Genomic DNA, 19,413 nt, shown 5'->3' on the forward strand with positions numbered 1-19,413 from the left:
GAAGCAAAGGGGAAACTCTTTGCTTTTTTTTATGGACAAATTGAAGCTAAAAGTTATTTTTGGGACTATTTTTGAATATAAAAAGAATGTACATGCATTGTTAGGGGAAGGGGGAGTATGTTGATAGAATTTCGTAATGTAAATAAATATTATGGTAACTTTCAAGTTTTGAAAAATATTAATGTGCAAGTGAAAAAAGGCGAAGTGGTAGTAGTTGTCGGGCCTTCAGGATCAGGAAAAAGTACATTGCTTCGATGTATAAATCAATTAGAGGCAATTACAGATGGAGAATTAATTGTACAAAATACAGAGGTACACAATAAAAAAACGGACATGAATGAATTGCGGCGAAATATTGGGATGGTCTTTCAACATTTTTATTTATATCCACATAAAACGGTTCTTCAAAATATTACATTAGCACCGATTAAAGTAAATAAAGTTTCCAAAGAAGAAGCAGAGAAAACAGCAATGCTTTATTTAGAGAAAGTAGGAATCCCAGAGAAGGCTAATGTATATCCGCATCAATTATCCGGAGGACAACAACAAAGGGTAGCAATTGCTAGAGGACTTGCGATGCAGCCGGAAATTATGCTGTTTGATGAGCCTACGTCTGCTCTTGATCCAGAGATGATTGGAGAGGTACTTGATGTTATGAAGGCCCTGGCTAAAGAAGGGATGACGATGGTTGTCGTTACACATGAAATGGGATTTGCTAGAGAGGTAGCAGATAGGATCTTATTTATGGATGATGGTCAAATTATTGAAGATACAACACCGGCGCACTTTTTTGCAAACCCTGAACAAGAAAGAGCTCGTTTATTTTTAAGTCGGGTGCTAAATCATTAGAGGAGGAATTTCATGCTTAAAATGAAAAAATTATTTACTTTAATCGTATTTTCATGTTTATTCGTGCTTGTTGTTGCTGGTTGCGGAAGTAAGAAAGATGAGGCAAAGGAAACAAATACGAAGCAAGGCGGGGCTGTTGAGCAAATTAAGAAACGAGGGAAATTAGTAGTTGGGGTGAAGAATGATACGAATTTATTTGGATTAAAAAATCCTTCAACAGGGCAGGTAGAAGGATTCGATGTTGATGTCGCGAAGGCACTTGCGAAAAAGATTCTTGGAGATGAAAAGAAGCTAGAGCTGAAAGAAGTAACGTCTAAAACACGTATTCCAATGCTGAAAAATGGTGATATTGATGCAATTATTGCAACAATGACAATTACGGAAGAACGCAAAAAAGAAGTGGATTTTTCAGATGTATATTTTAAAGCAGGACAATCGTTACTTGTGAAAAAAGGAAGCAATATTAAGAGTGTCGATGATATAAAACAAGGCGTTAAAGTATTAGCTGTAAAAGGGTCAACATCTACAAATAACATTCGTCAAAAGTCACCAGAAGCGACTGTATTAGAGTTTGAAAATTATAGTGAGGCATTTACAGCGTTAAAGGCAGGTAAAGGTGATGTGTTAACGACAGATAATGCGATCCTTTACGGAATGGCAAAACAAGATTCTAATTATGAAGTAGTAGGAAAAATTTTCACAGATGAACCGTATGGAATTGCAGTGCAAAAAGGGGCAGATGATTTAACGAAAGAGATTAATACTTTAATTAAAGACATGAAAGCAAGCGGAGAGTATGACAAATTATATGAGAAATGGATTGGACAAAAACCAGAAAAGTAGATAGTAAAAGTGAGAGGATGAGAGTACTCATCCTCTTCTTGTAAAGAAAGAGGGGAGAATATGTGCCTGATTTTTCTATATTAACGAATAACATTGATATGTATTTAGAAGGATTTAAATATACAGTTATGTCTAGTGTAATTGCATTGATAGGCAGTTTTATTTTAGGAGTAATTTTGGCAGTAATGCGTATTGCACCTATTCGTATTTTAAATTGGATAGGATCAGCTTTTGTGGAGTTTGTAAGAAATATTCCACTCGTATTAATTGCATTTATATTCTATTTTGCTTTACCTGTAATAGGAATTACTTTAAATGGTTTTGTAGCAGGAACAGTTACGCTTACGGTATATACGGCAGCTTTTATTGCAGAAGTAATTCGCGCTGGTATTTTATCAGTTGCGAAAGGGCAGATGGAAGCTGCTCGCTCTTCAGGGCTAACGTATGTGCAGGCGATGTATTATGTTGTCTTACCCCAAGCAGTGAAAATTGTAATTCCCCCTTTAGGAAACCAGTTTCTCAATTTAGTTAAAAACTCCTCAATACTTGGAATTATTGCTGGTGCTGATTTAATGTATCAAGGAGATTTAATTTCAACGAAGACGTTTGTTACGTTTGATGTTTATATATTTGTCGGGATGTTTTATTTAATATTAACAATTCCGCTCAGTATGCTAGTGCGTTATTTAGAAAAACGCTTAGCAAAGGAGGCGGTGTAAATGGATTTCAAGGGAGCAATTACAGGAGATCATATTCTATTTTTATTAAAAGGATTACTTATAACATTAGAGGTAGCGCTCATAGCAATTGTACTTAGTTTTATTATTGGAAGTGTAATCGGTATATTGCGCTACACGAAAATACCTGTCGTCTCACAAATATTAGGAGTTATAGTTGAAGTGATTCGAAACTTACCACTACTTTTAATTATATTTTTCACGTATTTTGCACTTCCAGAAGCAGGCTTGAAATTAGAAATTATAACAGCTGCAATTGTTGCTTTAACAATATTTGAGGCAGCAATGATATCTGAAATTGTTAGAAGTGGTTTATTGTCTATTGAAAAAGGGCAGGTTGAAGCCGCAAGATCTTCGGGATTAACTTATGTGCAAGCGCTTTGGCATATTATTTTGCCACAAGCATTAAGGAGAATGGTTCCGCCGCTTGTCAGTCAATTTATTTCATTGCTGAAGGATACGTCGCTAGCGGTTGTTATATCACTCCCTGAGCTTATGCATAATGCTCAAATTATTAGCGGGCAAAATGTGAATTACATGATTCCAACATTTATATTAGTAGCTTGTATGTACTTTATCGTAAATTATAGTTTATCAATTTTATCGAGAAGATTAGAACTTCGTTGACTCTTACAATATATGTAAGGGTTTTTTCCTTGTTTCTCCTTATTTTCCTCTAAATAGAATCTAAATCTTGCAATAATTCGATTTTTATATTATTTTATCAGAAAAGTTTTAATTTTATATAGAAAATGTAATCGCTTTCGTGTATATTTTTATTATCAGAAAATTTTAACAAGATATAGGGGTATTGGTAGGGGGAGGATTTAGATGCAGCAACCAACGAATGAGAAATTACATCGCACGATGAAGAGTAGACATTTATTTATGATCGCACTTGGTGGTGTAATCGGAACTGGTTTTTTCTTAGGTTCAGGTTACACTATTAATCAGGCTGGACCAGGGGGAGCCATCCTTTCATATTTAGTAGGCGGATTTATTATGTATTTAACAATGCTTTGTCTTGGAGAGTTAACGGTAGCTATGCCGGTTTCAGGATCTTTCCAAAAGTATGCAACGAAGTTTATTGGACCAGGAACGGGCTTTATGATTGGCTGGTTATACTGGCTTGGCTGGGCAGTAACAGTGGGGCTAGAATTAACGTCAATCGGTTTAATGATGAAAAGATGGTTTCCAAATGTTGATGTTTGGGTATGGTGCCTTGTATTCGGTGTTATTTTATATGCTTCAAACGCAATTTCGGCAAAAAGTTATGCTGAATTAGAATTTTGGTTTTCTAGTATTAAAGTAATTACAATCCTTGCATTTGTCGTTCTTGGTGGTAGTGCATTATTAGGATTTATATCATATGACGGAAAAGAAGCAGCACCTCTTTTCTCTAACTTTGTAAGCGATGGTGGACTTTTCCCGAATGGACTAGCTGCCGTACTACTTACAATGATTACAGTTAACTTCTCATTCCAAGGAACAGAGTTAATCGGAATTGCAGCGGGAGAAAGTGAAAATCCAGAAAAAACAATTCCACGTGCGATCCGTAATACAGTATGGCGCATTATGTTATTCTTCATTTTAACAATGACAATTTTAGTAGGATTAATTTCTTGGAAAGAAGCAGGCGTAATTGAAAGTCCATTCGTAGTCGTATTTGATAAAATTGGTATTCCATACGCAGCTGATATTATGAACTTCGTTATTATTACTGCGTTATTATCTGTAGCGAACTCTGGATTATATGCAGCGACGCGTATACTATGGTCACTTGCAAATGAGGGAATGGCACCAACTTCCTTCCAGAAAGTAAATAAGCGTGGTATTCCAATTACAGCGCTAGTCGTAACGATTGCGGTAGCTGGATTATCTCTATTCACAAGTTTCCTTGCAGAAGATACAGTATACATGTATTTATTATCGATAGCTGGTTTATCGGCTGTTTCAAGTTGGATCATTATTGCTCTATCGCAACTTCGCTTTAGAAGTCAGTATATAAAGGGCGGAGGAAAGTTAGAGGACTTAAAGTATAGAACACCACTATACCCGATTGTTCCAATTTTAGCTTTAATTACAAATAGCATCGTTGTTATTAGTTTAGCGTTTATTCCTGAACAAAGAATGGCGTTATACTGTGGTATTCCATTTATCATTTTCTGCTATATATATTATTATATTAGTAAGAAACGGCAGAAACCGATGAAAGTGGAGATGGAAAAAACAAATGAAACTAACAATCAAACACGATGATATAGAAGCAGATTTATCGTATGGTCAATTAGCGATTGGAAAAGAAAACGGGTATTCACCGTTACAATTACTCATTTCTTCTATCGCAGGATGTAGTGCAATTGTCTTTCGAACAATTTTAGAAAAGAAACGTATTCCATACGATACGTTTACAATCGAAACTGAAGTTGGTAGAAGTGAAGCTTTATCGAAGCCAGTTGAAAGTGTCCATTTGCACTATAAAATTAAAGCACAAAATGTTACAGAAGAGCAGCTGGACAAGGCGCTGCAACTTGCAGTGAAAAATTGTACGATTGTTCAATCTGTAAAAGATAGTATAAAGGTTACGGAAACAATTGAACTAATAAAATGAAACATAAAAACGTGAGAATACGGCTCTCACGTTTTTATGTTTTTAATAAAGGGGGAAATATGATGGAATGTTTAGGGTGTAAATTAGCAGGCGGAGAGGAAATTATATATAAAATATATGAAGATGATTATGTAACTTGCTTTTTAGATCATGCGCCTTTCTACCCAGGACATACTTTAATTGTGCCAAAGCAACATGTTGTAGAAGTAGACGAATTAGATGATGTTGTAGCCAAATCCGTTATGGATGCTTCTAAGCTTATTGCAAAAGCGATTAAGATAGTATATAAACCTGACGGAGTTACAGTTTGTCAAAATGGTGGAGTATTTAACGAGTTAACACATTATCATATGCATGTCGTACCAAGATATAAAGAGCGTTCGTTTGCTGAGTTTTATATGGTACAACCGGGAGAAAAGAAGAATCATAACTTGGAAGAGACAAAGAATTTGTTAAAAGAAGCGATAGAGCATATGCTGCTTACTGAAAAGGCGTAGCGGTCAGGAAAATTCTAATATTAAAAAGCCCAATTTCTCAGTTAAAATAGAGAAATTGGGCTTTTGTTTATTCTATTATTAAATTTTATAAATAAAAAGATTTTGCAGTGTCACAAAGTATAGCGCTTATTCGTTATATAGAGTGAGAGGAGGAATTATATGAAAGTTACAAACAACGATTATGAAAAGATGGAAGAGCTATATGAGTTGTATGAACAAAAGATTTATTATGTAGCGTATTCTATTTTAAATAATATTCAACAGGCTGAAGATGCGGTTCAAGAGACGTTTATTACTCTTTATAAGAACTTGGAAAAGCTCCATAGCTTGGCTACTCGAGAGCTTAAACGCTACATTTTGAGGGTCGCGAAAAACAAGGCGATTGATAGTTACCGGAAAAACAAACGACATGAAACATTTTTAGAAGAATATGAAAGAGAATCTGTAGAAGCAGTAGATGAAAATATTGAAGAGTGGGAAAAACGTGTAATGTCCGAGGTTCAAATTGATGCATTGCTAAAAGAGTTAAACGAATCTAATAGACAGGTGTTTAAGTACAAAGTCTTCTATAACTTAACGTATCAAGAAATTTCAAGTGTCATGGGGATAACCGAGGCAAATGTCCGCAAGCAGTTTGAACGCGCTCGAAAACGAGTCCAAAATATGATAGGAGGTATACAACATGACGAATTCAAAGAACTCCAAAGAAATATATGAACTTGCTGAAAAAATTGCTTTAGATGATTTTGATAAACTTGAAGAACAACATGAATTTTCACATACATATACGCGCAAAAAGAAATTGTTTATGGAGGAAATGAAGCCGCAAAATGGACAACCGCTGAAAAAGCGTAAAAGACATCGTATGTTAATCGCTGCTGCTTGCTTATTGATCGGCATGCCGACAACCGTTTTTGGAGCAGTAAAAGTCTATAATATGATCGTTCAAAAACAAAATTATGAAGTAAATATTTCAGTAACAAATAAGGACTCGAAAAAGGCTGATAAGTGGTATAAGCTGAAAATCGATAAATTACCAGAAAATATGGAAGCAATTGATGACTCTGCTATGAAATATTCCTTTAAAGATAACTACGCAATGGGTGGATTTTCATTCGTTCTTTGGAGAGTAGGAGGGAATTCAGATTTTCCAACTCTGTACTCGAAAAATTATGAAGAAAAAGAGATAAATGGTAAGAAGGCAGTAATTGTCCATAGAGAAAATGGTAATAAAGATTTAATGTTTAATAGAGTAACTTTTCTCTATTTTGAGGAAGAAGGAATTATGTTACAAAGTTATATTGGAAATGATATAAACGAAGAACAAATGATAGATGTGCTAGGGAGCATTTCACTTGAGCCCACGTCAAAAGAAAAGTCATCATATATAAGCGATTATGATAAAAAGTATTTTAGCCAAGAAAGTAAAACAACTAAGGTAATTCCTTTGAAGAAGGATAGCAAACGACTATTTCATATAGGGCAAAAGGTTCCAGTAACGATATCTATGGATAACAGTCAAATTGAATATGTGATAGAAAAAGTTGAAGCCTTTGATTCAATCAAAGATTTTAAACAAGAGAACTTTAATGAAATGGGCTTAGGAATACTAAGCAGGAATCAAGCTTTGGATCAAGCTGGACAATTGATACCATATAGAAGAGATAAATATAAAATTGGAAATGGTAAAGATTCAATTGATCAATTAGTAGAATCAAAATTAATTCATCCTAAATTTGTCTACCTGACAACAAAAGTGAAAAATATAGGTAAACAGGCGACAGAAGAAATCTATATGACTCCATCTATAAAAGTTCTTGAAGATAAAGGAAATGCATGGCAGTATGCTGGGAAAGATGGAATCGCAGAAAAAAATATTATGACAGGCGAAGTTGATTATTTAGAGCCTCATGGAGATGGAAAAAGCTTTTACAATATTGGCAGTATCACACCAGGAGAAACGGTAAAAGTTAATTTAGGTTATTTTGTAGATGAAGATAAATTAGATTTAATCTTTTTGGATGCTTTCAATTACAGAGGGATTGGTGACACTGAAAATATGAATTCGAAAAATCGTTGGTGGTTTGATATTCGTCAATAATAAAACAATAGGAACAACAGGACAAAGAAGCTGCTTATATTTAGCAGCTTTTTTCGTCTTCATACATATGTAAAACTTCTTTCGCACGCATACGTAAACCATCTATCAATTCTGTCGGTTCTAAAACTTTTGCATCTTTTCCGAGTCTATAAAATAAAGGGGTAATAAAATTGATTTCTCCTTTATCAATTGTTGAATTTATATATCCTGTCCCATCCTCGTTTACTATAACGAATTCCTCAAGATAAGGGACGCTTTTACATTGGCGTACGCCTTCTGGTGTCAGTAAAACATGTAACTGAGTAGGGATGTGTACTACGTTAGAGTTAGAGGAAAACCACTCTTCTAAATTCATGAATGTATCCTCATTTTCTTTCGTTGATAATATAGAAAGAATACGATCGATGCGATACAGTAATACTTTTTTCCTGTCATAGTCATAGGACGGTAAGTACCATAGCCCGTCATGAGCATATACACCGATAGGATGAACATGTTTTGTTTTTATCCCCGTTTTAGATTCGTATTGAAAGTGTAAATTTTTATTTTCAATAGCCGCTGTTAACACTTCGTTTAAAAGTGGTGTATCAATTGTTCTCTTCGGATTCCAAAAGGCGATATAAGAACGTATTTTGTCAACTTTCGCTTTCGCATCATGTTGTAGGGAGCTATATAGTTTATGTGTAACGGAATTTATTTCTGTGTTAAAAGGTAAGTCTCTGTAGTAGCTTAAAGATTGAAAGGCAAAAAAGATGGAAACTGCTTCTTCTTCGGTAAATAAAATAGGCGGAATTACTCTATTCGTTAATACTTTATATCCTCCGTTGCGACCTTGTTCAGCGTAAATGGGTAATCCCATATCACTTAAATCTAAAATGTATCTATGGACAGTACGAACGGAAATATTAAATTCATCGGCTATTTCTTGAGCAGTAAATGCCTTTTTCGCAGAAGCAAATATAAGAATATCTAATAAGCGTTTAGCTTTTGACAAATGTATCACCTTTTTTCTTTTTAAACATGACACAAATTGTCGTGTTTTATTGTTAGTATATTGTTTACATCATATGTTATCAAGATGAGATGCAAGGAGGAAAAGATATGTCACGTGAAATAGTTTTATTTATTGCGGCGAGCTTAGATGGATATATTGCGAAAGAAAATGATGATTTACAGTGGTTAATGGAAACGGAAGGAGAGGGAGATAACGGTTATACAGAAATGTACGAAACGATTGATACAATAATTATGGGAAAAAGAACGTACAATTATGTAGTAGAGCATACAGAAACATTCCCGTACTTAGATAAAAAATGTTATGTTTTTTCTAATTCGGAAAAAGGTTCAAACGGAAACGTGGAGTTTGTAAATGAAGATGTAGTAGAGTTTACAAAAAGGTTAAAATCGCAAGAAGGATCTAAAATATGGATGGTCGGTGGAGGGAATCTACTGAGAGAATTCTTTAAGAATAATTTAATTGATGAATATGTTGTCACGATTACCCCTCACATATTAGGTTCTGGAGTTCCGTTATTTCAAGATAAGAATCCGGAAATTAATTTAACTTTAACGGATACGAAACGTTTTGGGCAATTTGTAAATTTATATTATAAAGTAAAATGATAAAGAAACACGACTACTGATGGTAGTCGTGTTTCTTTATAGATGGCAATGAAATGATAAAGCAAGACCCGTAATCGACTTCGCTCGTTACAGTAATATTTCCGTCGTGTAGTTCTACAATTTCTTTTACGATAGATAGCCCTAAACCAGTTCCGCCTGTAGATCGTGTTCTTGCTTTATCGACACGGTAAAAGCGGTCAAAAATGTGAGGGAGGTCTTCAGGTGGAATACCTTCGCCTTCATCTTCAATTGTAATGGAGATACGTTTATGTTCTTCTGTAATAGAAATGTTTATATGAGAATGTTCTTTTGAATGTCTATAAGCGTTATTTAAAATGTTTACTATAACTTGTTCAAATCGTTGTTCATCTAAGTTTACTAGCAGTGTAGGAGGACAAGAGAAAGAAACCTTAATATATCTTTCTTTATACATGGCGTTTACTTTTTCAGCTATGCGAGTAAAGAAGGTGTGTAAATGCACTTCCTTTACTTGAATAGAAAAGTTATGTTGTTCCATTTGTGCAAGTGAAAATAAATCTTGAACTAAGTTTGTAATGTAATCAGACTCATCTTTTATAATAGATAAATATCGTAAACGTTGCTCAGGAGAGGTGCTTTCTTTTAATGCAATGTCTGCATAACCTCTTACGTATGTTAACGGTGTTCGTAATTCGTGAGCAACACTTGCTAGAAATTCACTTCGCTCTGTTTTCATATAATGTAGATCATTTGCGAGCGTCTGAATAGATGATGCTAGTTCACCAATTTCATCATTTCGAGTAGTTGTTAATGAAACGGACAAATCACCTTTACTCATTTTTTCAGTGGCATGTTTCATGTGTAACAATGGTTTTGTTAATAATCGAGATAATAGAAAAATGGTGATGACTGTTAGTAGAAATGTGATGATACCGGCAATAATGAATTGTTTCGTTAACCCATTAACCAGCTCTTCAATTGATTCTGTTCCAAGAAACATATACACATACCCTTCATGTTTTCCATCTACTACAATGGGGCTAACTGTACATATATAATTAGATGTTTTCCAATGATTTTCTATAATCGCTCCGTTATGGTCTGTTCGAGTTTGCATTTTACTAATATGATCGTTTATAGTCGTGTTTATTTCGTTAGATTTAGCTAGTATTTCTTTATTTGCATTTGTAATAACGACAGTTGTTTCAGCTTCAGATTCCATTAATGCTACGTGAGAGATGGTTTGCTCATCGTAATATTTTTCAAGTACATCTCGATGACTATTTCCTCGCTTTAATAAAGCTGTCATTTCTTCATTTACTCTAGTGTTTACAAGACTATAATAGAGCAAAATAAAGAGAACACTTTCAATTAAAAGTGTAACAATTAAAAAATAAAATCCGAATTGAATTGAAATTCGTTTCATCGTTTTGCCCCTTACTGTTCAGTATCAATCCATCGATAACCTACTCCATACACGGTTTTTAAATGATGATCAATAGGGAAATTTGCTTTTCGCAATTTATCACGTAAATTACGAATATGTGAATCGACTGTGCGATCTTCTGTATTTGTGTTTAACCCCCAAATTCGTTCGATGAGCTGATCACGGTTTAATACGTAGTTCACATGGCGTAAAAATAATCCGAGTAAAGAAAATTCAATTGGTGTGAGAAGGAGTTCTTCATTATGGACAGAAACGAAGTGTTTTGTTTCATCCCATACAATACCGTGATATTGGATTTGTTTATGTTCATTTGTACGTCTTAAAACGGCTTCAATTCTTGCGAAAAGTTCTTCTTCATGGAAAGGTTTCGTTACGTAATCATCGGCTCCAATTTTTAATCCTTGAACGACATCTACTGTTTGATCACGAGCTGTAACCATAATAATAGGAATGTTACTAAAAGATCGGATTTTTTTGCAGGTTTCCCATCCGTCCATCTTTGGCATCATAATATCGAGTAAAACAAATTTAAAGTTTCGATTTTCTATATGTAAAATAGCTTCTTCTCCTGAAGTCGCACATACGCAGTTATATCCAATTGGTGTAAGATAAAGCGTTAATAATTCAAGCATTCTCGGTTCATCGTCTACAAGCAGTATATCAATCATAGAGAGCCCTCCATATTTATAATCGTTACTTAAAGTGTAATGCAAAATCATGAAGAAATGGTGCAGATTATGATGTGTCTGCATAATTTCTTCAGAATTGCTTGTTATTGTGGAGTTGAAATTACATTTTAGGTAATCATATTGGCTCAAAAATGATTAATACGGAGGCGGTATAGTGAAAAAAATGACCCGAATTTTTGGGATAACAATAATTACAGCAGTTGGTCTTGCTGCATGCGGACAAACGAATACAGACCATAAAAACCATGAATCTACAAAAGAGAAGAAAAAAGAGCAAAAGGAAATGAAAATGAATCAGGAGGTAACGGCGCCAAAAGAAATGAACCAAGGTGCATCTAATGATTTATTAACGACAAGTTTAAAAAATGTAACGAGATTAAACACAAATGATCCTTCGCAAATGGCAGTATTAACTTCGCAAACGATATGGCCAGCAACTCATAAGGAGAACCAGCCAGGTGCTGTTATTTTAGTACCAGCAAGCGAGTGGCAATTAGGTATTGCGAGTGCAGATCTTATTCATCATCCGAATAACGGGCCGATTTTATTTATAGAAAAAGAAAAGATACCGGAAATGACGTTAAAAGAAATAAAACGATTAAATCCAATCGGAACGAAAGATGGAACACAAATTATGGTGATGGGAGATGTAGGTACTAGCGCGCTTGAACAATTAAAAGGTTATAAAGTAAAACAAATAAAAGAAACGGACCCAGCTATATTTGCGAAGGATGTTGATAAGGAGTATGCCGATATAACAGGAAGCTACCCAAATAGTGTTATTATCGGTTCGTCTGCAGAAGAAGGACGTTTATATACAACCCCCGCTGTAAATTGGATTTCTCATATGCCGGAACCACTACTCTATACAGAAAAGAATAAAGTGCCAGAAGCGACAATAGAGGCATTAAAAATGAGAAAAGATAAAGCAAATATATATGTATTAGGGCCAGAAAAAATTGTTTCAAAAGAAGTAGAAAAAGAGCTAAGCAAATACGGGAAAGTAACGCGTATTAGTGGAGAGACCCCTACAGAAAACTCGATTGCGTTCGCTAAATTTAAAGATGAAAAAACAAAATTTGGCTGGGGATTCACAAAACCTGGTCACGGTTTATCATTTGTTTCAAGTAAAACACCAGATTTAGCAGTTGCTGGGGCACCTTTTTCACATATGGGTAAACATGCACCTGTTGTATTATTAGAAGAAGGTAAAGCTTCACAACCAGTGTATGACTTCCTTGCAAGCATTCAGCCGAAGTTTAAAGATGATCCAACACTTGGACCATATAATCACGGTTTCTTATTAGGAAGTACGAGTGATATTTCATTTGAAACACAAGGAATACTAGATGAGAGGTTAGAAATTGTTCAGGAAAGTGGTCAAGGACACGGTGGACATTAATGAAATGAGCAAAGACGCTACTGATATAGCGTCTTTTTCTTTAGGAAACTTTTACATAGTAAAAAATCTTCTACTCGTTATATAATAGCTTTCGTGCAGTCGGCTGATTTTCTTATGGAGAAAATCAAATGATAAAGGAGTAGAGGAGTGGTATTTTGTTTCAAACGATAAAAAATGATTGGTTTTCTAATGTGAGAGGGGACGTGTTATCAGGAATTGTCGTTGCTTTAGCATTAATTCCTGAAGCGATAGCCTTCTCTGTTATCGCTGGTGTGGATCCGACCGTTGGGTTATACGCAGCCTTTTGTATTGCAGTTACCATTTCATTTGTTGGGGGAAGAACTGGAATGATTTCAGCTGCAACAGGTGCAATGGCATTATTAATGGTAACGCTTGTTAAAGATTATGGTTTCAATCGGAACGTTTGATTGGAACTCTGTAACAACAATTCATAAAGTACCAAAAGGAAACTCATTTGTTATGATCGTAACAGTTGTGATTGTCCTAATTACACATAATTTAGCATTAGGTGTAATTATCGGAACAGTAATTAGTGCGGTGTTATTTGCATTCAATATGGCAAAGATTCACGTGAAACATTTATATATTGAAAATAAGAAAATATACGAAATTCACGGTCAACTTTTCTTTGTATCTACAGCCGATTTCATAAATAATTTTTCATTTAAAGAAGATGTAAAAGAAATTGAAATGAATTTTACTCATGCGCACGTATGGGATGATTCAGCAGTGGCATCAATTGATAAAGTTATCATGAAGTATGAACAAAGTGGTGTGAAAGTAACTATAACAGGATTAAATGAACGTAGTTCAAAACTTGTTGCAAATTTAGCGACTTATAATAAAAGAATTGCTAGTTAAAAGCCTCCTTTTTAGGGGGCTTTATTATATAATACGAGTAGGATAACGAAAAGGGGATTCAGCATATGTACAAACAAATTATATTAGCATGTGACGGTTCTGAACATGCACTTCGAGCAGCAGAGCATGCAACATATATTGCGAAATGTAGCGAAGAAACAAATGTTGAAGTTGTGTACGTAGTAGATAATAGAACGGCAAAATCAGATATTATACAAGGTCAAACAGATTTAGAAACAATATCGGCTAGTCGAAAAGATAAATTAAAAGAGATTGAAGGTTTATTAAAGAAAGAGAACATTTCTTATACAATTACGATATTACATGGTGATCCTGGAGATACAATTGTTCAATATGTAAATACAGGAGATATAGATCTTGTCATTGCTGGAAGTAGAGGGCTCAATACACTGCAAGAAATGGTGCTTGGAAGTGTAAGTCATAAAATAGCAAAACGAGTGAAATGTCCGGTGATGATTATAAAATGAAATAGAATGTAACGAAGACCTTAGTATAACTGAGGTCTTTTTTTATGTATAAATGACTCTTATTTGTGGAAATACTAGATATATAAGTTGAAAAGATGTTAACTTACAAATTTGTAAGTTAGTTGTTAGAGAAATCGATGTTATGAGATTTTTCCCATTGGTAAAATAAAAGTATCAAAGGGGAGATAGGGAGGATGGAAGTAATGAAATCATTTCAAAATTTGTCATATAGTCAAGGGGTAAGCTTAATTTGTCTAGGGGGATTTGCTGCATCTGTTACGTTAGCTGTTTTAATAAAGGTGTTTCATCAAATCTTTTAATTTTATAGTAGGGAAGGAATTGGTTGTTATCATTAGTAGGAACAGCAATGAAAATAAAAAATAGCTCTTAGCATGTATGTAAATGCTAAGAGCTATTTTTATGCTTGTTATATGTTATTTAAGCTTGCTTTTGTTTTACTGACCCTGTATTTAAAGTAAGAGCAAGGAAGAACATTGCAAGTACGCAAGATGCAAGTAATAAGATGAATCCGCCATCCCATCCGAATGCATCTACGATAAAGCCCATAGCTGCACTAGCGAAAGCAGCTCCGCCTAAGTAACCGAAGAATCCAGTTAAGCCTGCTGCAGTTCCAGCAGCTTTCTTTGGTGCTAAGTCTAGAGCGTGTAGACCAATTAACATAACCGGTCCGTAAATTAAAAATCCAATTGCGACAAGTGCGATACTATCAACCATTGGATTACCAGGAGGGTTTAACCAGTAAACAAGAACTGCGATAAATACACCGACCATAAATAGAATACCAGCAGGTGCACGACGTCCTTTAAATAGTTTATCACTCATCCATCCGCAAAGAAGTGTACCTGGAATACCAGCCCATTCATATAGAGCGTAAGCAGTACGTGAGCTACTATGAGTAAAGCTTTTTTCTTCTACTAAATAAGTAGGAGCCCAGTCTACAACGCCGTAACGTACGAAATATACGAAAACGTTCGCAATAGCGATGTACCATAAAAACTTATTGTTTAATACGTATTTAAATAAAATTTCCTTTACTGAAAGCTCGCGTTCGCGGTCTTTTACTTTTTCATCTGGTGGATATTCTCCAGTATGTTCTTCAATAGAAGGTAGTCCACAAGATTGAGGCGTATCTTTCATCGTAATTAATACATAAATACCAACTAAAATTGAAAGAATACCTGGGAAGTAAAAAATACTTTTCCAGTCATCTGCGAAGAAGTATAAGCCTAATGTTACAAGTGAAGGCATAAGCGCTCCGCCAACATTATGAGCGACGTTCCAAATAGACATTTTTGTACCACGTTCGCTAATAGAGAACCAGTGAACCATCGTACGACCACAAGGAGGCCATCCCATACCTTGTACCCATCCATTTAAAAACTGAAGTACAAACATAAGTATAATGCTCGTTGTAATGAAAGAAAATGAGCCGAAAATAATATTAATGATACCTGATAAAAATAGCCCAGCTGCTAAAAAGTAGCGAGGATTACAACGATCGGATATGATACCCATAAGAAATTTACTTAATCCGTAAGCGATAGAAACTGCTGAAAGGATAACCCCAAGTTCCCCTTTACTAAAGCCTTGCTCGATTAAGTATGGCATTGCTAGTGAAAAGTTTTTTCGAACAAAGTAGTAACCTGCATAACCGATGAAGATACCTAAGAATACTTGTAAACGTAATTTACGGTATTCGCTATCAACGCGATCAGCTGGTAAGCGTTCCGCGTGGGGCGCAGGTTTAAATAATTGTGTGAAAAACATAAAATGAAAATCCTCCCCTAATTAATTCGAAGCGTTTTAAGACAGAGAACATAAAAAGGCCATGAAATATAAAAAAGTTTCCTTTTTTATGATTCATAGCCGTGTACTCCGTTTCTCCGTGACTGTCAATATTAACTTCGTCGAAAATTATACAACTTTGTGACAAAAATGTAAACGTTTTTATGAATAAAAGTATTGACGGATTTTGTTCGTGGGATTAATATTTAAATACATTAAATATTTTATTGTTTAAATAAGAGGTGGATAACATGCCAAATGATATGACGCATATCGATAAAATTCAAGCTCTTGCCTTTTCGATTGGAAAGAAAATGCAGACGGAGTTATTAGAACAAATGCAAGCGACAGGACTTACACCACCGCAGTTTTATATTTTAAAGATTTTAGATCATTATGGGGCTTCAAGAGCGACAACATTAGCGAAAAAGATGTATGTGAAGCCTAGCGCGATTACAGTGATGATTGATCGTCTAATCGATCAAGAACTTGTAGAACGCTATCACGACAAAGATGACCGTCGCGTTGTCATCATCGAGTTAACGAAAAAGGGGAAAGCTAGAGTAGAAGAGGCAATGACAGCTCGTAACGAGCATATTGCAAAATACTTTTCACATTTAGAGTTGCAAGAAAGAGAAGATTTATTACGTCTCTTTGAGAAGTTAGAAACCATTATTTGCGGGACACAAGAGAAAAAAGAGAATAACTAAGAGGAATTGAGGAGATTACATGGAGCAACAAGAAAATCAAAATAGAAAGTTGTTGTTAATCGGTTTAGTAATCGCGATGCTATTTGCTGCATTAGATGGAACAATTGTTGGTACAGCAATGCCACGTATCGTCGGTGACCTAGGCGGATTAAGTTTAATGACATGGTTAACGACAGCTTATATGTTAACATCAACGACAGTTGTACCAATTGCAGGTAAATTAGCGGATTTACTTGGTCGTCGTAACGTATATATAACAGGGCTAGTTATTTTCATGATTGGTTCGGCGTTATGTGGTATGGCGAATGGTATGACAGAATTAATTATTTTCCGTGGTATTCAAGGTCTTGGTGGCGGTATTATGATGCCAATGGCTATGATTATTATTGGAGATATGTTCACGGGAAAAGAACGTGCGAAATGGCAAGGTATTTTTGGTGCGTTATACGGTCTTGCTTCTGTAATTGGACCGCAAGTTGGTGGTTGGATTGTAGATGCAGTGAACTGGAGATGGGTATTCTACATTAACTTACCGGTTGGTATTTTAGCAACAATCTTTATTGCAATGGGATTAAAATCGCATAAACAAACAGGACCAATTAAAATCGATATCGCTGGAATCTTTACGATGATTCTCGGTGTTGTAAGTTTATTACTTGCGCTAACGTTTGGCGGAAAAGATTATGCATGGGATTCTTGGCAAATTATCGGTTTATTTGCACTAGCTGTAATTGGTATCGTTAGCTTTGTTATCGTTGAAACGAAAGCTGAAGAGCCAATTTTACCAATGCATTTCTTTAAAAATCGCACATTTACAATACTGAATGCGATTGGATTCTTTATGAGTATTGGAATGTTCGGCGCGATTATGTTCGTACCATTCTTCATGCAAGGTATTGTAGGAGTAAGTGCTGCTGAATCAGGAACAATTATGACTCCAATGATGATTACAATGATTGTGATGAGTATTATCGGTGGGCAACTTGTATTAAAAGTTGGTGTAAAACCACAAATTATCGCAGGTATGCTTATTATGGCCGGTGGTTTCTGGTTATTAACAACGATGGATATGCACACAACGAAGCTTACAGCTACTTCTTATATGATGGTTATCGGTTTAGGAATGGGTCTTGTAATGCCGACATTAACATTAGCGTTACAAGAAAGCTTCCCGAAAAAAGACCTTGGTGTTGTAACATCATCAAGTCAGTTCTTCCGACAAATCGGTGGTACATTTGGTATTACAATTTTAGGATCAATTATGAATAACACTTCAGGTGCGACATTAACAAAGAATTTAGTACCTGTATTAGATACATTCCCGAAAGAAGCGGGACAAATGGTAACGAAATTTAAAGATATGATTCACACAGATCCACAAGGTTTATATTCAATGCTATTTAGCCCAGAGGCATTAAAACAAATGCCAGAAGCGTTCGCTAACAGTATTGTACCTATTTTGAAAAACTCTTTAGTAGACTCGCTTCATACTGTATTCTTAACAGGATTAGTATTTATCGTAGTAGGTGCCATCTTTACGATTTTCTTACAAAAAATTAAATTGTCAGATCGTAAAAAAGATGCTAAAGAGCCTGCTGTAGAAGAAAAAGAAAAAACTGTATCATACTCGTAATGAAGAAGCATCGCCTTATGGCGGTGCTTTTTTGAGTATAACCTTAAAAGCTTTTTAGTGAGAAATGATTGACGTATTTTTAGAAATACGTTATATTATTTTCTGTAAACGGTTACATGAAATGAGGAGAAAAGAGAATGAGTACGATCAAAGACGTTGCGAAATTAGCGGGAGTATCTGTTGCGACCGTTTCCAGAGTTCTAAATAAAAATGGATATGTTCACGAAGATACATTAAAAAAGGTAGAACGTGCAATTGAGATGTTAGATTATAAGCCTAGTACAGTAGCGCGTTCACTGTATAATAAAAAGTCTCGTTTAATTGGCTTAGTTGTTCCAAATATCGTGAATCCATTCTTTCCGGAAGTTGCACGTGCCGTAGAAGATGTAGCACATAAACAAGGTTACACAGTTGTCCTTTGTAACTCTGATGAAAGTTTAGAAAAAGAGAAACAATATATTGATGTGCTTAGACAAAATAATGTAGATGGATTTATTGTAGCAACGAATCCACAAAATAGTGTTAATTACATGAATTTATCTATTCCAATTGTTGCGATTGACCGTATGTTTAATGAGCGTATTCCTACTGTATATGCAGATAACTATGCAGGAAGTCAGGCTGCGACAAAGTTGTTACTAGATAAAGGATGTAAACATATTGCACATATTCGCGGTCCACGTGATGTGAGTACTGCAAATGAACGTTTTGAAGGTTTTGTAGACGTTATTACGCAAAATAATCTTTCGTATATGATTGCAGAGAGTACGTTTGATCCAGCAAATAGTGAGCGTGTAGCGATGGAATTATTAGAAGAATACCCGCATATTGATGGTATTGTTGCTGGGAATGATTTAATTGCGATTGGTATTGTAAAGGCTGCACTTCAAAAGGGGATTGTCATTCCAAATGATTTACAAATTATCGGATTTGATGGAATTTCTTTAACGGAAATGATGTATCCATCTATTACAACAGTTGCACAACCGATATATGAAATGGGGAAAATTGCAACAGAGTTGTTGTTAGAGCAAATGGAAGGAAATACATTAGAAGAGAAACACTATCGTTTGCCGATCGAAATTATAGAACGAAATACAACAAAGTAAGGAGATG

General features: G+C 35.1%; 20 protein-coding genes and 1 pseudogene. 17 read left to right on the forward strand and 4 right to left on the reverse strand.

Going from position 1 to position 19,413, the window contains the following annotated elements:
• Positions 1 to 117 precede the first annotated feature (117 nt).
• The 9 genes from HFD78_RS22260 (at position 118) to HFD78_RS22300 (ending at position 7,638) form a co-directional block, all read left to right on the forward strand.
• Positions 118 to 849 carry an amino acid ABC transporter ATP-binding protein gene (locus HFD78_RS22260; protein ID WP_044584131.1) on the forward strand — a complete coding sequence of 244 codons (732 nt, stop codon included), beginning with the start codon at positions 118 to 120 and terminating at the stop codon, positions 847 to 849.
• Positions 850 to 861: 12 nt separating this feature from the next.
• On the forward strand, positions 862 to 1,692 hold the full coding sequence (gene glnH, locus HFD78_RS22265) for a glutamine ABC transporter substrate-binding protein GlnH (protein ID WP_000916491.1): 831 nt from the start codon (positions 862 to 864) through the stop codon (positions 1,690 to 1,692).
• Positions 1,693 to 1,754: 62 nt separating this feature from the next.
• Complete coding sequence (locus HFD78_RS22270) at positions 1,755 to 2,411, forward strand: amino acid ABC transporter permease (RefSeq protein ID WP_001112667.1); 657 nt, start codon at positions 1,755 to 1,757, stop codon at positions 2,409 to 2,411.
• Positions 2,412 to 3,056, forward strand: coding sequence for an amino acid ABC transporter permease (locus HFD78_RS22275; RefSeq protein ID WP_000345955.1), 645 nt, complete (start codon positions 2,412 to 2,414; stop codon positions 3,054 to 3,056). It abuts the gene before it with no gap.
• Between the two features lie 204 nt (positions 3,057 to 3,260).
• Positions 3,261 to 4,688: an amino acid permease gene (locus tag HFD78_RS22280; RefSeq protein ID WP_001187097.1), complete on the forward strand. Its 1,428-nt coding sequence runs from the start codon at positions 3,261 to 3,263 to the stop codon at positions 4,686 to 4,688.
• Positions 4,663 to 5,040, forward strand: a complete 378-nt coding sequence (locus tag HFD78_RS22285; protein WP_000778830.1) for an OsmC family protein — start codon at positions 4,663 to 4,665, stop codon at positions 5,038 to 5,040. Before HFD78_RS22280 ends, HFD78_RS22285 begins: the two co-directional genes overlap by 26 nt.
• Positions 5,037 to 5,537 (forward strand): HIT family protein, encoded by a 501-nt coding sequence (locus HFD78_RS22290; protein WP_114160371.1) that lies wholly within the window; start codon positions 5,037 to 5,039, stop codon positions 5,535 to 5,537. The genes HFD78_RS22285 and HFD78_RS22290 overlap by 4 nt, the downstream gene beginning before the upstream one ends.
• Before the next feature lie 159 nt (positions 5,538 to 5,696).
• A complete protein-coding gene (locus tag HFD78_RS22295; RefSeq protein WP_000869273.1) occupies positions 5,697 to 6,254 on the forward strand; it encodes an RNA polymerase sigma factor in 558 nt (185 codons plus the stop codon).
• A complete protein-coding gene (locus HFD78_RS22300) occupies positions 6,220 to 7,638 on the forward strand; it encodes a DUF4367 domain-containing protein (RefSeq protein WP_000185114.1) in 1,419 nt (472 codons plus the stop codon). Before HFD78_RS22295 ends, HFD78_RS22300 begins: the two co-directional genes overlap by 35 nt.
• A 40-nt stretch (positions 7,639 to 7,678) precedes the next feature.
• On the opposite strand, the gene HFD78_RS22305 is transcribed toward HFD78_RS22300, so the two are convergent.
• Positions 7,679 to 8,665: a helix-turn-helix transcriptional regulator gene (locus HFD78_RS22305; RefSeq protein WP_114160370.1), complete on the reverse strand. Its 987-nt coding sequence runs from the start codon at positions 8,663 to 8,665 to the stop codon at positions 7,679 to 7,681.
• Between the two features lie 74 nt (positions 8,666 to 8,739).
• Here HFD78_RS22305 and HFD78_RS22310 point away from each other — a divergent pair, with 74 nt between their 5' ends.
• Complete coding sequence (locus HFD78_RS22310) at positions 8,740 to 9,261, forward strand: dihydrofolate reductase family protein (protein ID WP_000085800.1); 522 nt, start codon at positions 8,740 to 8,742, stop codon at positions 9,259 to 9,261.
• Between the two features lie 13 nt (positions 9,262 to 9,274).
• Here the strand turns inward: HFD78_RS22310 and HFD78_RS22315 are convergent, their stop codons facing one another.
• Both HFD78_RS22315 and HFD78_RS22320 read right to left on the reverse strand, forming a co-directional pair.
• Positions 9,275 to 10,666 (reverse strand): sensor histidine kinase, encoded by a 1,392-nt coding sequence (locus tag HFD78_RS22315; protein ID WP_000822522.1) that lies wholly within the window; start codon positions 10,664 to 10,666, stop codon positions 9,275 to 9,277.
• An 11-nt stretch (positions 10,667 to 10,677) separates the two neighbouring features.
• Complete coding sequence (locus HFD78_RS22320) at positions 10,678 to 11,355, reverse strand: response regulator transcription factor (protein ID WP_000565475.1); 678 nt, start codon at positions 11,353 to 11,355, stop codon at positions 10,678 to 10,680.
• A gap of 175 nt (positions 11,356 to 11,530) precedes the next feature.
• On the opposite strand from HFD78_RS22320, the gene HFD78_RS22325 reads away from it, so the two are divergent.
• The 4 genes and pseudogenes from HFD78_RS22325 (at position 11,531) to HFD78_RS22340 (ending at position 14,468) form a co-directional block, all read left to right on the forward strand.
• Positions 11,531 to 12,778, forward strand: coding sequence for a hypothetical protein (locus HFD78_RS22325; protein WP_000738860.1), 1,248 nt, complete (start codon positions 11,531 to 11,533; stop codon positions 12,776 to 12,778).
• A gap of 155 nt (positions 12,779 to 12,933) precedes the next feature.
• Positions 12,934 to 13,660, forward strand: a pseudogene (locus HFD78_RS22330) (SulP family inorganic anion transporter).
• A 65-nt stretch (positions 13,661 to 13,725) separates the two neighbouring features.
• Positions 13,726 to 14,148 (forward strand): universal stress protein, encoded by a 423-nt coding sequence (locus tag HFD78_RS22335; RefSeq protein WP_000277998.1) that lies wholly within the window; start codon positions 13,726 to 13,728, stop codon positions 14,146 to 14,148.
• Between the two features lie 203 nt (positions 14,149 to 14,351).
• A complete protein-coding gene (locus HFD78_RS22340) occupies positions 14,352 to 14,468 on the forward strand; it encodes a DUF4027 family protein (protein ID WP_000834733.1) in 117 nt (38 codons plus the stop codon).
• A 118-nt stretch (positions 14,469 to 14,586) separates the two neighbouring features.
• On the opposite strand, the gene glpT is transcribed toward HFD78_RS22340, so the two are convergent.
• Positions 14,587 to 15,936 (reverse strand): glycerol-3-phosphate transporter, encoded by a 1,350-nt coding sequence (gene glpT, locus HFD78_RS22345; RefSeq protein ID WP_000466381.1) that lies wholly within the window; start codon positions 15,934 to 15,936, stop codon positions 14,587 to 14,589.
• A 269-nt stretch (positions 15,937 to 16,205) separates the two neighbouring features.
• Here glpT and HFD78_RS22350 point away from each other — a divergent pair, with 269 nt between their 5' ends.
• The 3 genes from HFD78_RS22350 to rbsR all read left to right on the forward strand — a co-directional run bounded on the left by HFD78_RS22350 (position 16,206) and on the right by rbsR (position 19,406).
• Positions 16,206 to 16,664, forward strand: a complete 459-nt coding sequence (locus tag HFD78_RS22350) for a MarR family winged helix-turn-helix transcriptional regulator (RefSeq protein WP_001132365.1) — start codon at positions 16,206 to 16,208, stop codon at positions 16,662 to 16,664.
• A gap of 19 nt (positions 16,665 to 16,683) precedes the next feature.
• Positions 16,684 to 18,297, forward strand: a complete 1,614-nt coding sequence (locus HFD78_RS22355) for an MDR family MFS transporter (RefSeq protein WP_000437645.1) — start codon at positions 16,684 to 16,686, stop codon at positions 18,295 to 18,297.
• Positions 18,298 to 18,434: 137 nt separating this feature from the next.
• Complete coding sequence (gene rbsR / locus HFD78_RS22360; RefSeq protein WP_000104034.1) at positions 18,435 to 19,406, forward strand: ribose operon transcriptional repressor RbsR; 972 nt, start codon at positions 18,435 to 18,437, stop codon at positions 19,404 to 19,406.
• The last annotated feature ends 7 nt before the right edge of the window (positions 19,407 to 19,413 follow it).

The organism is Bacillus sp. EKM501B, assembly GCF_011800505.1.
Lineage (GTDB): Bacteria > Bacillota > Bacilli > Bacillales > Bacillaceae_G > Bacillus_A > Bacillus_A cereus.